This is a genomic window from Alkalihalobacillus sp. CinArs1 (assembly GCF_947387515.1).
Lineage (GTDB): Bacteria > Bacillota > Bacilli > Bacillales > Guptibacillaceae > Guptibacillus.
Genome location: NZ_CANDOB010000001.1, coordinates 568778 through 584075 on the forward strand (window position 1 = coordinate 568778; position 15298 = coordinate 584075).

15 protein-coding genes are annotated in these 15298 nt (G+C 40.6%); 4 read left to right on the plus strand and 11 right to left on the minus strand.

Features of this window, described 5'->3' with window-relative positions:
* Positions 1-37 precede the first annotated feature (37 nt).
* The 8 genes from PFZ69_RS03095 to PFZ69_RS03130 form a co-directional block, all read right to left on the minus strand.
* Positions 38-430, minus strand: coding sequence for an FxsA family protein (locus PFZ69_RS03095; protein ID WP_270179558.1), 393 nt, complete (start codon positions 428-430; stop codon positions 38-40).
* Between the two features lie 157 nt (positions 431-587).
* On the minus strand, positions 588-2342 hold the full coding sequence (pyk, locus tag PFZ69_RS03100; protein ID WP_270179559.1) for a pyruvate kinase: 1755 nt from the start codon (positions 2340-2342) through the stop codon (positions 588-590).
* Between the two features lie 114 nt (positions 2343-2456).
* Positions 2457-3416: a 6-phosphofructokinase gene (pfkA, locus tag PFZ69_RS03105; protein ID WP_270179560.1), complete on the minus strand. Its 960-nt coding sequence runs from the start codon at positions 3414-3416 to the stop codon at positions 2457-2459.
* 115 nt (positions 3417-3531) lie between these two features.
* Positions 3532-4509: an acetyl-CoA carboxylase carboxyl transferase subunit alpha gene (gene accA, locus PFZ69_RS03110; RefSeq protein ID WP_270179561.1), complete on the minus strand. Its 978-nt coding sequence runs from the start codon at positions 4507-4509 to the stop codon at positions 3532-3534.
* Entirely contained in the window at positions 4499-5365 is an 867-nt protein-coding gene (accD, locus tag PFZ69_RS03115; RefSeq protein ID WP_270179562.1) for an acetyl-CoA carboxylase, carboxyltransferase subunit beta, read from the minus strand. The genes accA and accD overlap by 11 nt, the downstream gene beginning before the upstream one ends.
* Positions 5359-6039: a FadR/GntR family transcriptional regulator gene (locus PFZ69_RS03120; RefSeq protein WP_270179563.1), complete on the minus strand. Its 681-nt coding sequence runs from the start codon at positions 6037-6039 to the stop codon at positions 5359-5361. The genes accD and PFZ69_RS03120 overlap by 7 nt, the downstream gene beginning before the upstream one ends.
* Before the next feature lie 77 nt (positions 6040-6116).
* Entirely contained in the window at positions 6117-7355 is a 1239-nt protein-coding gene (locus PFZ69_RS03125) for an NAD(P)-dependent malic enzyme (protein WP_442865122.1), read from the minus strand.
* Between the two features lie 129 nt (positions 7356-7484).
* The gene (locus tag PFZ69_RS03130; protein WP_270179565.1) at positions 7485-10853 is read right to left on the minus strand and encodes a DNA polymerase III subunit alpha; all 3369 of its coding nucleotides are present in this window, start codon (positions 10851-10853) and stop codon (positions 7485-7487) included.
* A 194-nt stretch (positions 10854-11047) separates the two neighbouring features.
* Here PFZ69_RS03130 and PFZ69_RS03135 point away from each other — a divergent pair, with 194 nt between their 5' ends.
* The 3 genes from PFZ69_RS03135 (at position 11048) to PFZ69_RS03145 (ending at position 12171) form a co-directional block, all read left to right on the plus strand.
* On the plus strand, positions 11048-11380 hold the full coding sequence (locus PFZ69_RS03135; RefSeq protein WP_224878724.1) for a YtrH family sporulation protein: 333 nt from the start codon (positions 11048-11050) through the stop codon (positions 11378-11380).
* Positions 11380-11886, plus strand: a complete 507-nt coding sequence (gene ytrI / locus PFZ69_RS03140) for a sporulation membrane protein YtrI (RefSeq protein ID WP_270179566.1) — start codon at positions 11380-11382, stop codon at positions 11884-11886. The genes PFZ69_RS03135 and ytrI overlap by 1 nt, the downstream gene beginning before the upstream one ends.
* Positions 11887-11985: 99 nt before the next feature.
* Positions 11986-12171 carry a hypothetical protein gene (locus PFZ69_RS03145; protein WP_270179567.1) on the plus strand — a complete coding sequence of 62 codons (186 nt, stop codon included), beginning with the start codon at positions 11986-11988 and terminating at the stop codon, positions 12169-12171.
* A 55-nt stretch (positions 12172-12226) separates the two neighbouring features.
* On the opposite strand, the gene PFZ69_RS03150 is transcribed toward PFZ69_RS03145, so the two are convergent.
* Positions 12227-13165: a DHH family phosphoesterase gene (locus tag PFZ69_RS03150; protein ID WP_270179568.1), complete on the minus strand. Its 939-nt coding sequence runs from the start codon at positions 13163-13165 to the stop codon at positions 12227-12229.
* A 110-nt stretch (positions 13166-13275) separates the two neighbouring features.
* Here PFZ69_RS03150 and PFZ69_RS03155 point away from each other — a divergent pair, with 110 nt between their 5' ends.
* A complete protein-coding gene (locus tag PFZ69_RS03155; protein WP_270179569.1) occupies positions 13276-13578 on the plus strand; it encodes a YtpI family protein in 303 nt (100 codons plus the stop codon).
* A 38-nt stretch (positions 13579-13616) separates the two neighbouring features.
* On the opposite strand, the gene PFZ69_RS03160 is transcribed toward PFZ69_RS03155, so the two are convergent.
* Together PFZ69_RS03160 and PFZ69_RS03165 are read right to left on the minus strand one after the other, a co-directional pair.
* Positions 13617-14927, minus strand: coding sequence for a DRTGG domain-containing protein (locus tag PFZ69_RS03160; protein ID WP_270179570.1), 1311 nt, complete (start codon positions 14925-14927; stop codon positions 13617-13619).
* 107 nt (positions 14928-15034) lie between these two features.
* Positions 15035-15280, minus strand: a complete 246-nt coding sequence (locus PFZ69_RS03165) for a hypothetical protein (protein ID WP_270179571.1) — start codon at positions 15278-15280, stop codon at positions 15035-15037.
* Between the last annotated feature and the right edge of the window lie 18 nt (positions 15281-15298).

The window sequence follows — 15298 nt, forward strand, 5'->3', positions numbered from 1 at the left end:
CACGCTGTCGAGATGAGTTCCGACAGCTTTTTTGTTTTTATCTTCTGATGAAAACGAATTGACCATTATTCATTCGTTTCTCTAGAAACTTTCGCAGCCAGCGCTTGAAAGGCTTTCTAGTTGCAGGTACTAAAAGTAAGAAACCGATCGCATCCGTAATAAAGCCTGGCGTTAACAACACGACCCCACCGACTAATATACACAAGCCATCAAGAATCGCATCACCAGGCATCTGACCAGTTTGCATTTGACGGTTTACCTTTTGTATTGCTTCAGAGCCTTCTTTTCTTGCGAGCCAGGCTCCAAGTACTCCTGTTCCTATTATTAATAATATAGTGGGAATCAAGCCTAACGTCCGCCCTGATAGGAGCAACAAACCTATTTCAAGTGCCGGAACAATGATGATAAAAAGTAGCATGATACGAAACATGTCTTAGGGCCCCTTTAATTAAATTCGAGATGTACGATCCCGTTAACTCTTATTATAAATGATTTCTGTATTTATTCGTAATATACCGATTCTTAAACGTTCATTCAAGAAACATAAGAAAAGACTGCCGAATTTCATCGACAGTCTTTGTTAGGCTTTATAGAATGCTTGCTTTTCCTTTGTAAATAATTCCTGTAGTTGCATCAAGCGTAATCTCTTGACCATCCTCAAACAGGTTCGTCGCATCTTCAAGACCAACGACTACTGGAAGACCAAGACTTAGCCCCACAACAGCTGCATGACTCGTCAGACCACCTTCTTCTGTGATCAAACCAGCAGCCTTTTCTAGAGCAGGAACCATCTCTTTGTCAGAACCGATCGCTACGATGATTGTGTTTTCGTCAGCTTTACTGATCGCTTCATCAGCGTTCTTAGCAATCGCCACTCGACCTGATACAGATGTTTTACCGATACCTTGTGCTTTTGCAAGAATATCTCCGATAACATGAACTTTCATCAAGTTCGTAGTTCCAGATTCACCTACTGGTACACCAGCTGTAATGACTACTGTATCGCCATGACTAACGATTTCTGAACGAATTGAAGCTTCAACTGCAACTTCTAGCATTTCGTCAGTGGTTTTAACTTTACGCCCTTCTTGTGCATGTACCCCCCATACAAGCGCAAGCTTACGGCATACACTTGCAGTGTTTGTTACAGCAACGATCGGCGCTTTCGGACGATACTTAGAAATCATACGTGCCGTGTGTCCACTCTCTGTAGCTGTTAAAATCGCAGGTACATTCAAGTTATATGCAGTATGTGCAACAGATTCACTGATAGCATTCGTCGTATTCGTCTCGATCTCTTTACTTCTCATTGAAAGAAGCTCGCGATAGTTAAGAGACTTTTCTGTGTAAGAAGCGATGTTATGCATCGTTTGAACTGCTTCTACTGGGTATGATCCTGCTGCAGTCTCTCCTGAAAGCATGATCGCGTCTGTACCATCAATAATCGCATTGGCAACATCACTTGCTTCTGCACGAGTTGGACGAGGGTTACGCTGCATAGAATCAAGCATCTGAGTTGCAGTAATAACAGGTTTACCTAGTGCATTACACTTTTTGATAAGTTGCTTTTGTACGAGTGGTACTTCCTCAGCAGGGATCTCTACGCCAAGATCACCACGAGCTACCATCAAACCGTCAGATACTTCAAGGATAGAATCGATGTTATCGACACCTTCACGGTTTTCAATTTTTGGAACGATTTGGATATCAGTTGCATCATGCTTCTCAAGAAGCTTTCGGATATCTAACACATCAGATACACGACGAACAAATGAAGCAGCAATAAAATCGACGCCTTGTTCAATTCCAAATTCAATATCAGCTGCATCCTTATCAGTAATACCAGGCAGCTTCACACTTACGTTCGGAACGTTAACACCCTTTTTATTCTTAAGGGTACCGTTGTTCAATACTTCTGTGTAAAGCTCATTGTTTCCGATGCTTTTCACTTCAAGTTCGATAAGACCGTCGTCAAGAAGGATCTTTGAACCTTCGTGAACATCATTGACAAGGTCAGGATATGTTACTGAAATCTTTTCAGTTGTACCCGCAACTTCTTCCATCGATACGATAAGCTGTTGTCCTGCTTCAAGATCAATCGCACCATTTTCCATGTTGTGCGTACGAATCTCAGGGCCTTTCGTATCGAGTAGAATCGCAACATTCTTGCCAATTCTTTCTGATACTTCACGAATATTTTTAATACGGTTGCCGTGTTCTTCAAAATCTCCATGAGAAAAGTTAAGACGTGCAACATTCATTCCAGCCTGCATCAATTTTTCTAACGTTTGTTGGTCCTCACTTGCAGGTCCAATTGTACAGACGATTTTGGTTTTACGCATAGGTATCCTCCTAAAAGCTCTTCTTTAATAATTTTATCCAACTCTGCGTGGTATTTATCCAGCAAACACCATTATTCACCCACAGTTTTGTGGATGAATACAAAAGTGTATCATTTAGATTGAAAGTTCTCTCGCAAGCTGGACCATCTTCTGATCCACTTTATGAGGCATCTTAAGTGCTTCATTAATATCTAAATCGATGATTTGGTTATTGTGAATCCCAACCGTTCTATCTTGAGCACCTTCTAGCAAGAGTTCTACTGCACGAGCACCGAGACGACTTGCTAGCACACGGTCCGTTGCGGTTGGTGAACCACCTCGCTGTACGTGACCAAGAACAGTAACACGAGTTTCCATATTCATTGCTTCCTGTATTTCTTTTCCGATTTCAACTCCACTTCCAACGCCCTCTGCAACTACAATGATGCTATGACGTTTTCCGCGATCGTGACCTCGTTTTAAACGAGCGAGAATATCGGACATTTCGTAATTCTCTTCAGGAATAAGGATAGATTCTGCACCGTCAGCAAGCCCCGACCACAGAGCGATATCTCCAGCGTCACGACCCATTACTTCGATCACGTATGTACGTTCGTGAGAAGTTGCTGTATCACGAATCTTATCAATAGCCTGAATAACAGTATTTAGCGCCGTATCAAACCCGATCGTAAAATCAGTTCCAGGAATATCGTTATCGATGGTTCCAGGAATACCAATCGTAGGGAACCCGTGGCCAGTGAGCTTTTGAGCTCCTCGGTAAGAACCATCTCCTCCAATGACGACAAGGCCTTCAATTCCATGTTTCTTAAGGTTCTCTACCCCTTTTAATTGCCCTTCAACCGTTTTGAACTCAGGACAACGTGAAGAATATAGCATTGTGCCGCCTCTATGAATAATATCAGCTACAGAGCCGATTTCCATCTTTTTTATTTCGTCATTCATCAATCCGGTATATCCGTGGTAAATTCCGAAGACCTCAATATCATGATAGATCGCTTTACGGACTACAGCACGAATTGCGGCATTCATTCCAGGTGAGTCTCCTCCGCTGGTCAATACACCAATACGCTTCATACGTGTTCACCTCATTAATTCTTTGTGTTATTAAAATATCAAATACGTCCGTTGAACACAATAGCAAAGAGCGCCCATGAAAAAGTGCTTTCCCCTAAGCGGGAAAGCACTTTCCTTATTTTAAGCCAATGGTATCGGTTACAAACGTATATTGTCCAATATTTCTGTATTTTTCATAGCGTTGCTCGACAAGCTCCTCTTTGGAAAGTTTAGAGAGGTCTTCCAAAGATTTCTTTAGTACTTTATGGATGGATTCAGCTTGTTCTTCTACATTTCGATGAGCGCCACCTTTTGCTTCAGGGACGATTTCATCTATTACATTTAGCTCTTTCAGGTCTGGTGCCGTAATTTTCATTGTATCTGCAGCCTGTTGAGCAAGACTAGAATCCTTCCAAAGAAGTGCAGCAGCACCTTCAGGTGAAATGACAGAGTACCAGGAGTTTTCTAGCATATGCACATGATTTCCTACACCAATCGCTAGCGCTCCCCCGCTTGCACCTTCACCGATTACAATACACACAATCGGAACAGTCAAACCAGCCATTTCAATTAGATTTCGAGCGATCGCTTCACTTTGACCTCTCTCTTCTGCTGCTTTACCTGGAAATGCACCTTTTGTATCTAGTAAAAATACAACAGGTCTATTGAACTTTTCTGCTTGCTTCATTAAACGAAGGGCTTTACGGTACCCTTCTGGATGTGGCATACCAAAGTTTCTTCTCAAGTTCTCTTTTGTATCTTTCCCGCGCTGATGACCAACTACTGTGACAGGATTACCTTCAAAGGTAGCGATTCCTCCAACAACTGCTTCGTCATCACCAAAAACGCGATCACCATGTAACTCGATAAAGTCATCAAAGATGCGACCAATATAATCAAGTGTGGTCGGACGTTCAGGGTGACGAGCAAGTTGAACTCTGTTCCAAGCTGTCATATTTCCATAAATTTCTTCTTCCATAGATGCCAAACGCTTTTGAAGACGAGAAATTTCATCTGAAAGGTCAATGTTCTTTTCATCCATAAATGATCTTAACTCTTCGATCTTATCTTCTAATTCTTGAACAGGTCGTTCAAAATCAAGTCTATTTGCCACTATTGGTCACCTCCTTACTATGGATCATGAGTACTGTTGAAAGGGTCTTTTTCATGTCAGCACGATGAATGACTGAATCGAGTTGCCCATGATTGAGTAGAAATTCTGATGTTTGGAAATCTTCCGGTAAATCTTCTCTAATGGTTTGTTCAATGATCCTTCTACCCGCGAATCCGATCAGTGCTTTTGGCTCAGCAAAGTTATAGTCTCCAACCGAAGCAAAGCTTGCAGAAACTCCTCCAGTAGTAGGATGGGTCATAACTGAAATGAATAAACCTCCGTTATCACCAAAGCGCTTCAATGCTACGCTCGATTTTGCCATCTGCATTAAACTAAGTACACCTTCTTGCATTCTTGCTCCACCTGAAGCAGTGAAGATAATAAACGGGATCTTCTCTTTATCAGCATGTTCGATGGCTCTAGTTATTTTTTCCCCGACAACAGAACCCATACTTCCCATCCGGAATCGAGCGTCCATAACGGCAATCGCCGTACGATGACCATCGATTGTACCTTCACCTGTAACAACTGCTTCGTTAAGGGAAGTTTTTTTGCGATCTTTCTCGAGCCTTTCGACATAGTCAGGGAACGCTAGAGGGTTTTCAGAAATCATCCCTGCATTGAACTCTTCGAAGCTGCCCTCATCTAGCGTATTCTTTATACGTTCATATGAGCTCATCTGGTGATGATAACCACATTTCACACATACTTTATTTGACTTCTCTAGTTCCTTTGAATAAATAATACTTTTGCATCCAGGACATTTCGTCATTATCCCTTCTGGCACATCTTGTTTTATTTTCTCAGAAGGAACAGTTGCATACTTTTTCTTCTTATTAAAGATATCTTTTAACAATTGTGACCATTCCTTTCACCATAAATATCTTGCTGCTTATAATCTTTGTCATACTCGGACAACAGACGAATGGCCTTCTCTTGATTACGTGCCGTTAAGGCTTCGATCAATTCTTCGTAATAAGTAACTGGGCGGTACGTTAAGTGATGCCAGATCGTCTGATGATAGTCTGAAAGCTCAGCCCATAATCTCATGAGCAGATGGTTCTTTGTTGCGGATGTAATAATTCGGAAGAATGCTATGTCAAACTCTGTTGAGTAAATATCCTCTTTTGAAGCAGGGTCACGATTATGAAGCATCGACTTTAATTGGTCTAGTTCCTCATCTGAAATACGTTCACAAGCCAAACGCAATATGTCCATCTCAATAAGGTGACGAGTCTCTAATAAATCGTGCCTTGACTTCGTATCTTTAAGTATGAAAGAAGCGATTACTTCGACTAAACGATGGTTTTTTACATTTGATATAAACGTACCCTCTCCACGTCTCGTTTCGATGAGTCCTAGCATCTCCATCGACCTTAAAGCTTCTCTTACTGATGATCTTCCTGCATTTAACCGCTCAGAAAGCTCCCTTTCAGAAGGGAGCTTATCACCGGTTTGCAAACCATCGTTATAAATAATCGCTTTAATTTTATCTAAGATATTCTGGTAGACTTTCCCTTGTTGTTCCATATCGGAAAATCAACACCCTTTCTTCACTGGCCATCGTCCTATTCAAGAAAAAAGCGAGAAAGTAACGTCTTCCCCACTTACTTTCCTTCTTCAGAAATGATTGCAAGAGAACGCGTCTTCTCTTTAACGACCTCAGGATCTACATTAATACGTGCTACTCCTGTTTCCATAGCGGCCTTTGCAACACTCGCTGCTACAGCAGGGGCCACTCTTGGGTCAAATGGTGCAGGAATAACATAGTCAGCATTCAAGTCTTCGCTGCTCACAAGCTCTGCAATCGCCTGAACGGCAGCTACTTTCATATCTTCATTAATATGTGTAGCACGGACATCAAGGGCACCTCGGAAAATACCAGGGAAAGCTAACACATTATTAATTTGGTTAGGGAAATCTGAACGACCTGTCCCAATTACGCTTGCGCCTGCATCTCTAGCATCGTCTGGCATAATTTCTGGAACCGGATTCGCCATCGCAAAAATTATTGGGTCTTCGTTCATAGAGGAGACCATTTCCTTTGTTAGTGCTCCTTCAACTGAAACACCAATGAATACGTCTGTATTCGAAATAACTTCTTTGAGTGAACCTTCCGCTTGATCTCGGTTCGTATATTTCGCAACTGACGCTTTAACGTCGTTCATACCGTAAGGACGTCCTTCATAAATTGCTCCTTTTGAGTCACACATGATGATATCTTTCACACCGAAACGGTTTAATAGCTTGATAATAGCGATTCCAGCTGCACCCGCACCGTTGATCACCACTTTGATCTCACTCATCGACTTACCGGATAGTTTCAATGCATTGACGAGTCCTGCGACAGTTACGATTGCTGTACCATGTTGGTCATCATGAAAGATCGGAATGTTCGTTTCCTTTTTAAGTCTTTCTTCGATCACAAAACAATTTGGAGCAGCGATGTCTTCAAGGTTGATCCCGCCAAAAGTGGGTTCCATCAGTTTAACAGTCTGTACAATTTGATCCACGTCCGTCGTATCTAAACAAATCGGGAACGCGTCAACTCCTGCGAAACTTTTGAACAGCACTGCCTTTCCTTCCATAACAGGTAACGATGCTTCAGGCCCGATATTTCCAAGACCGAGCACAGCAGTACCGTCAGAAACGACAGCTACCATATTTCCTTTCATAGTGTACTCATATACTTTATTCTTATCATCATAGATTTCCTTACAAGGTTCAGCAACACCTGGTGAATAGGCAAGACTTAAATCAGTTGCATTCCTCACTGGTACTTTGGATTTAGATTCTAGTTTTCCCTGGTTAACTCTGTGAATATGTAGTGCTTCTTCTCTTGTGATAGACAATTAACCCACTCTCCTTCTTCAGAAGCTATATGCTCTAATATCTTCATTTCCTCGTTTGTATAGAAAGTGGTCAGACCACTCTATTTTCACCATTATAACAAATCACCAATTGCTGTAAAGAATTTATCGAGTCTTTTTAACTACATTGTTCTCACCTAATAAATTTTTTAACCGATCGATACAAGTCGTGGATAGTTGAACAAACCACTCTTTACCTAGTTTAACTGTTTTCTCTGATTGGCTATAGTAGAGCACTACAGCAGAATCACCCTTATTTTCTCTCAATACACTCTTTACTTTATCTAACGTATCGTCTTTTTGATGATGCTCTTCGATTTTCAAGAATAATATATCAGAGATTTTTTTAGGAGTAATGTCTTCTAGCCTCTTTGCTCTAGAAACAACAATATTTGTACTTTCTCCTCTTTTTTGCACAACCCCATCTATATAAACAAACTCGCCCTTTTGAAGAATTGTTGACGTTTCTTCCCATGTATCTGGAAAAACGACACCTTCCATTTCAGAAGTTTCATCTTCAAGCGTAATAAATGCCATCATTTGACCTTTTTTTGTACGGATACTTCTTGACTTTATCACTTCTGCTGCTATTCGAAGAGGCTGTCGATCAGAAAACATTAATCCTTCAGAAATGACCGTTCTTTGATAGCCTTGGATGTTCTTCAAATAAGGATCGATTGGATTTGCAGATAAATAAAATCCTATCGCTTCTTTCTCAAACGCGAGTAATTCCTTTTCTTCAAAAGGAGGGACACTTTCGTAAGGAGGTTCTGACTCGGAACTACTGAATAAACCAGGTTGATCCGGGTCGCCTTGTTCAGAAGCGAAGTTCATAGCAGATTCGAGCGTTGCTAGAATAGATGAACGCCCCACCTGAAAATCATCCATCGCGCCAGCAAAAACCATTGATTCAATCGCTCGTTTGTTTACAATTCTTAGTGACACTCTCGAACAGAAATCGAATAAGCTTTTGTAAGCCTCGTTTCCTCTTTTCATTACAATTTCCTCGATAGCATTTTTTCCAACGTTTTTAATTGGTAATAAACCAAATCGGATAGCTTCCTCTTCTACAGTAAACGTACTGTTACTCTTATTGATTGAGGGGGGAAGGATCTGCAAGTCTTTCTGATGACACTCTGACAAATAGCTAGATAACCGATCCTGATTTCCAATTGCGGATGTTAATAAACTCGCAAAGAAATACCTTGGATAGTTAGCTTTTAAATACGCAAGGTGGTAAGCAATGATACTGTATGCAACAGCATGACTACGATTAAATCCATAGTTTGCAAACCGTACGATATACTCGTATATTTCTTCAGCCGTTGCTTTCGTATATCCTTTTGCTAAGCAGCCCTTTATGAAATGCTCTCGTTCAGATTCGAGCACATCTCGCTTCTTTTTTGAAACGGCTCTTCTTAATAAGTCAGCTTCTCCTAAAGAAAATCCAGCTAGCTTAGATGCAATCTGCATAATTTGCTCTTGGTACACGATCACACCGTAAGTTGGTTGAAGAATCGACTTTAGATCAGAATGTGGATAGTGGACGGGTCGTTCATTATGCTTACCCGAAATAAATAATGGAATATTCTCCATTGGACCTGGTCGATAAAGAGCATTTACTGCAACAATATCTTCAAACTCAGTAGGTTTCAGCTTTCGAAGCACTTGCCTCATACCATCAGATTCAAGTTGAAACACCCCTGTTGTATCTCCAGCTTTAAGCAAAGAAAATGTCCCGTCATCATCCATTGGGATCGATGAGAGCGATACACGTTCACCTGTATTACGTTCGATATCCTTTAAAACCCCCTCGATCAGCGTTAGATTACGTAACCCAAGAAAGTCCATTTTCAATAATCCTATTTCTTCTAGGTCATTCATCGGAAACTGAGTTAAGCTAATATGATGACCTTCTTGTAAAGGAACATAATCAGTTAAAGGAGCAGCAGAAATAACGACGCCAGCTGCATGTGTTGAAGTATGTCTAGGCAGACCTTCGATCGTGCTCGCGATTTCAAAGACTCTCGCGCATTCTTCTGAATTTGAAAGCACCTTGCGAAGCTCTGAAGATGCCTCTCTCGCTTCGTGTAACGTTATGCCAGGTTGAGAAGGAATTGCTTTTGACATCGCATCGAGCAGTTTAGTATCTACTTCCAACACTTTTCCCACATCACGTATCGCAGCCTTAGCTGCAAGCGTTCCAAAAGTTACGATCTGAGCAACATGATCGTGCCCATATTTCTCGTGTACGTAGTCGATTACTTCGTCACGACGTACATCAGGAAAATCAATATCGATATCAGGCATCGTGACTCGCTCAGGATTTAGGAACCGTTCGAAAAGGAGATTATGCTCAATAGGGTCAACATTTGTGATATTTAATAAATAAGCGACTAATGATCCTGCTGCAGATCCCCTTCCTGGTCCTGTGATCATCCCATTCTCGTGAGCGTACTTCATAAAATCCCATACAATTAAGAAGTAATCGCTAAACCCCATCTTACTAATGATCGAAAGCTCATAATGTAAGCGATCATCGATCGTTTGATTTGCTGATCCATAGCGAGCTTTCACTCCTTCACGACATAAGGTCGCAAGGTACTCATCAGCACTTTGTCTATTAGGAACCGGGTATTCAGGAAGGTGTGTTTGATCGAAGGATAAGTTCACGTTGCACTTGTCTGCAATGTGGATGGTTGATTCGATCGCATCATGATACCCTTCAAAACGTTCGATCATCTCTTTTTTGCTCGTTAAATAAAACTCATGGTTAGGAAGACTTACATGGTCTTTCTCTTCATAGCGCACTCCGCTATCAATGCACTTAAGACAATCATGCGCTTCTCCATCACCTTTTGATATGTAATGCACCGCATTCGTTGCGGTAAGGTGTAAGTGTGCTTTTTTAGCAAACCTGTAAATCAGCTGATTCAGCTGCCTTTCTTCGCGTATATAATGATCTTGCATCTCTAAATAAAAGCCCGATGAGAAAGCTCTCTTGTACTCAACCGCGTACTGTAATGCAGCCGTTTCTTCGCCTTTTAAGAGTAAGTCTCCGATCACAGACCCTCTTGCTCCAGTCAACGCGATGATTCCCTCTGAAAGATTTAACAGTTCTTCTTTTTCAATGGAAGGTTTTTTCTTTCTAGAGTGCTTTATGATCGTAGAGATTTTCAATAAATTATGGTAACCTTCATTCGATTCTGCAAGAAGCACTAAGTTATCGTAACGTCTAGGCTCAGTTGAAGTCATATTCGAAGAAAGTACTTCAACCTCTAGACCGATTATCGGTTTAATTCCGTTTTCAACGCATGCTTTATAGAATGGAATCGTTCCGTACATTGTCCCCTTATCCGTTAAAGCAAGTGACGTGTATCCTTGTTCTTTTGCTGCTTTCACAAGCTCTCTTACTCTGCTCGGACTATCTAAAAGACTATATTCGCTATAAACACGCAGATGTACAAACTCCATATGAAATCCCACTTTCACTTTACTGTTACTTCCATTATAGATACTCTTTCCTTCTCAAACAAACATTATCAAGCATAACCCACCTTCCTTTTCGCATAGTCTTTACTAAAGGTGGACTAGATGATATGTGCTAGTTTTCGATACTCACTATAAGCGCGCTCAATATTCTTAAACTACGAAAGAAGGAGTTTCCAATGGAGAGAGTAACACTCGTCACATTGATCATCGCTTTTTTTGTTGCTTTTGGAGTGATTGTTGGTGGGTCTATCATTGGTGGAATCGGAGCATTTCTTTCAGGAGAACCACCTCTGCACTGGATATATGTTGTGGCTCAACGACTAAAAATTTGGGCGATTGCAGCTGCAATCGGTGGGACGTTCGATACGATCAACAATATGGAGAGGAGCTTCCTCAGTGGATCTCCAGATGAAATCATGCGGCAATTTTTATGGATATTCTGTGCTTTAGGAGGAGCGCAAGCAGGAATGGAAGTCATTAACTGGTTTACACAGGAACGATCACACTGATGAGAGTACCACAAGTCTATACAAGAAAAGGGTGGCAGAAATTCCTTGCAGGTCTATCCGTAGGAGTTATTTTTGGATGGTTATTCTTCTTAATGCTTTTTGGAATCATGTATGAGAAGCAAATTACTACGATAAAGGAGCAAAAGATAAAGATTTCTGATCTTAAAACGCAAAATAGAACATTGTTAGATGATCAAGAGAACTACGATAATGAAGATATTGAAAAAACCCTTCACATTAAAGGAATCGTCGTCACGTTCGAAAAGGACCAAGATCTATCTCTAAACTCTCTTACGAAACACGAATTGAAAAAGGCTGTCCAAGACGAACTGAATGATTTATTAAATAAGGACCTTGGTTCGGTAGCGCACACGAGGTCATTTATTATTAAATCACTCGAGAATAAATCATTACTGATAAACGATATAGAATATGGGTTTGAAGTCAAGCAAATGATCGTGTATACAACTGTTGAAGTTGTTCTTTCGATTCGCTTGATTCAATAAAAAGATTATACGATTTTGTGACATTTTGTCAGAAAAGTCGCATTTCTATATCTTGTAGTATATGATAAGAGTACAATAAGTTTATATGGAGGTGCAGCGATGGTTATCAATCGCAAAGAGCTAGCGAAATCAAAGGTAGCTGATTTAATGAACGGACGCTCAGCATACGCTGAAACCAAGGAATTAGCAACAATGATAAAAAAGGAACTGCAATCGCTCAATATCGACGTACATGAGGACGTGACAAACTTTGGTTCTTGGTTCATTCCTATTCCACAAGCCTAATTAGTAAAGACCGACTATCTCATTTTGAGGATGCCGGTCTTTATTTGTGTACAAATTAATAGTCTTTACAGGCTTTATCAAGCTCATCTAACACCTGATCTGCCTCTTCCCATGTATAGACAGTTGCTCCAGCGGCCATTGGGTGACCACCTCCGTTATACCTTGCTGCAATACTATTAACCACTGGTCCTTTTGAACGAAGGCGTACTCTGATCTGATCTTCTTCTTCAATGAAAAAGACCCACGCTTTTAATCCTGCAACGTTTGAGAACGAATTCACGAGCTGTGACGCTTCACTCGCAGTGACACCATAGGAGGAAATCGTATCATTCGTTAATTTAATCCAACCTGCTCCCCCATGATTCATTTCAAAATGTTGAAGAACATGTCCATTTAGCCTTGCTATATGCTGTTCTGTTTTATAAAGTTCGTTATAAAGAGCACCAGTATCTATCCCATGTTTAAGAAGCTCTCCTGCATATTCAAATGTTCGCTTAGTCGTATTTGAGAACATAAACCTTCCAGTATCTCCAACGATTCCTGCATATAGAAGAAACGCACCTTCATCTGAAAGCATGTATCCACGGTCTTTAGCATGTATGTATAGATCAACGATCATTTCACTCACAGAACTTGAAGACGTATCTACCCATAGAATATCGCCGTAGGGATCCTCATTTGGGTGATGATCGATCTTAATCAACAACTTCCCTTTATTGTAGCGATCATCACTAATCCTAGGCTGATTTGCCGTATCACAAACAATTACAAGAGCATCTTCATATTCCTCATCTGAAACCTCATTCATTCTGTTTAAAAACATAAGAGAAGGTTCCTCTTCTCCTACTACAAGTACTTTCTTCTTTGGAAACGTTGCTTTGATTAACGAAGCTAACCCACCTTGTGAGCCAAGGGCATCTGGATCAGGTCTTACATGGCGGTGTATAATGATCGTTTCATAACTTTCAATTGCATCTAAAATTTGTTCCTTCATTTCATTACTCCTTTCATATCCTTTCCTATTTGTTAGGGAATCGTCATAGATTTTTAACCATAAGTTCTATACAATAGAGACGAGCCTTTAACATATGGAGGAAAGCATACATGCCAATCTTTTTTATATTAATTATATTCTCAATAGTATTTTATCTGTTTTACCGCGTGAAGTCATTCCGATCTCACGGAGTTGCAACCAAAGAGTGGTTAAATTCGAAAGCTAGCATTGCACTTGGGCTATTTCTCATTTTCTTTGCTATCAATTCGTTCACTATTTACATCACGATGGTTACATATATCGTTGGTGCGGTATTCATTTTACTCGGACTTGTTAATGTCGTCGTAGGTTATAAGAAATATAAACATTACCAGCCTTTCGCTATTCAAGAATACGAAAGCATGAACAAATAACGCTGAAGCGCCATGAGTTTTCTCATGGCGCTTTTGATTTACCGGTCGATTAATTGCGCCATCATCAGCGCCTTGCCCACGACAGTTCCTTCATGATAAATTTCAACATCTACCTTTCCAAACTTACGTGAGACTTCAAGGACCTTCGGAATAATTTCAATCGTATTATCGATTTGAACAGGTTTAATAAAATATAACGTGATGTTTTCTACAACAAGATCACCTTTTTTATACTTCTTCAAGACCCTGCTTCCCGCTTCAGTTACAAGGGTCGTGAATACGCCATAGGAAAGTGTTCCAAGAAGACTCGTCATTTGTGGAGTCACCTCACAAATGTATCGACTCTCAGTATTTGTAGACACATCATTAAACCTACTTGTGATCAAATCATCAAAGGTTTCCCCGATCTGCGGCTGTTGCTGAATGAGCTGCAGCGCTTTTAGAACATCTTGTCTGCTAACGATTCCGATTAAGCGCTGGTACTGATCAAGCACTGGGAGCATCTCGATTCCTTCCCAAATCATCGTGTGAGCTGCTGAAGCCACGGACGTTTGCTCATTCACAGTTAATGGGTGTTTTGTCATCACCTTCGTAATAGGAGTCTCATATTGTTCCCCTAAAACGTCTTTGGAAGTAACGATTCCTTGAACTTTCATGTTTGGATCTACAACAGGGTATCGACTATGAAGGGTGGCTTCGTTTAATTCATGCCACCGCCCTACATTCTCTGTCGTAACGAGGAAGCTCGTCTTGGTTAATGGCGTTAAAATGTCACTTACTAGAACGATTTCTTTTTTAATCAACTGATCATAAATCGCTCGATTGATCATCGTCGCAACAGTAAAGGAATCGTAAGAGGTCGAAATGATTGGAAGTTCATATGCGTCCGCCATTGCTTTCACTTCATCTTCTGCATCAAATCCCCCTGTTATCAAAACAGCTGCACCTGCTTCAAGAGCGATCTTATGGACATTATCACGGTTTCCTACAATAAGAAGGCTTCCTGGGTCTACATAACGCATCATCGCTTCAAGTTTCATTGCCCCGATCACAAATTTATGCAATGTTTTATGAAGTCCGTTCTTACCACCGAGCACTTGTCCATCCACTATGTTAACGACTTCTGCATAAGTAAGTTTTTCGATGTTTTCTTTTTCTTTCTTAGTAATTCGAATCGTACCTACACGCTCAATCGTACTAACAGTTCCCTTATTTTCAGCATCTTTAATCGCTCTGTAGGCTGTACCTTCGCTTACTTTAAGCTCTCTTGCAATCTGCCGAACGGAAATCTTACTTCCTACCTCTAGCGTCTCGATATAATCCAGTATCTGTTCGTGTTTTGTTGTCAATTACTTTCACCATGCTTTCTATGGTCACATCTGTATCACTATCTAAACTTCTTCTGTTATAGTGGTGTTTGAATTGACTTCATTATACATAACTAATGTGTGCAACTTCAACGGCTGTACTGCTTTTTTCTCGTTTCTACTTTAGAATCTGCCAATGGACGCGAAATATTTGGGTTTTTCTCTTTTCTCCCAAAGTACAAGCCAACGAAGTTTCCTCCCAATGCCATTAAAGCAAACACTAACCACAAGCCAAAAAATGCCCCTTCTAATGTTAGATCAAACTGAAAACGCGGCACTGCATCATATACTAAAAAAAGAATACACAGAACGGATAAAAAAAGTCGTTGCTTCACTTTCATTCCTCCCTAAAC

What these genes read in the sequence shown, in the direction of transcription:
- PFZ69_RS03150 (WP_270179568.1), bottom strand. Translation starts at nt 13,165, where the DNA reads ATGAAGGAACAAATTTTAGATGCAATTGAAAGTTATGAAACGATCATT.
- PFZ69_RS03120 (WP_270179563.1), bottom strand. Translation starts at nt 6,039, where the DNA reads ATGGAACAACAAGGGAAAGTCTACCAGAATATCTTAGATAAAATTAAA.
- pfkA (WP_270179560.1), bottom strand. Translation starts at nt 3,416, where the DNA reads ATGAAGCGTATTGGTGTATTGACCAGCGGAGGAGACTCACCTGGAATG.
- PFZ69_RS03135 (WP_224878724.1), top strand. Translation starts at nt 11,048, where the DNA reads ATGGAGAGAGTAACACTCGTCACATTGATCATCGCTTTTTTTGTTGCT.
- PFZ69_RS03145 (WP_270179567.1), top strand. Translation starts at nt 11,986, where the DNA reads ATGGTTATCAATCGCAAAGAGCTAGCGAAATCAAAGGTAGCTGATTTA.
- pyk (WP_270179559.1), bottom strand. Translation starts at nt 2,342, where the DNA reads ATGCGTAAAACCAAAATCGTCTGTACAATTGGACCTGCAAGTGAGGAC.
- PFZ69_RS03095 (WP_270179558.1), bottom strand. Translation starts at nt 430, where the DNA reads ATGTTTCGTATCATGCTACTTTTTATCATCATTGTTCCGGCACTTGAA.
- ytrI (WP_270179566.1), top strand. Translation starts at nt 11,380, where the DNA reads ATGAGAGTACCACAAGTCTATACAAGAAAAGGGTGGCAGAAATTCCTT.
- PFZ69_RS03155 (WP_270179569.1), top strand. Translation starts at nt 13,276, where the DNA reads ATGCCAATCTTTTTTATATTAATTATATTCTCAATAGTATTTTATCTG.
- PFZ69_RS03130 (WP_270179565.1), bottom strand. Translation starts at nt 10,853, where the DNA reads ATGGAGTTTGTACATCTGCGTGTTTATAGCGAATATAGTCTTTTAGAT.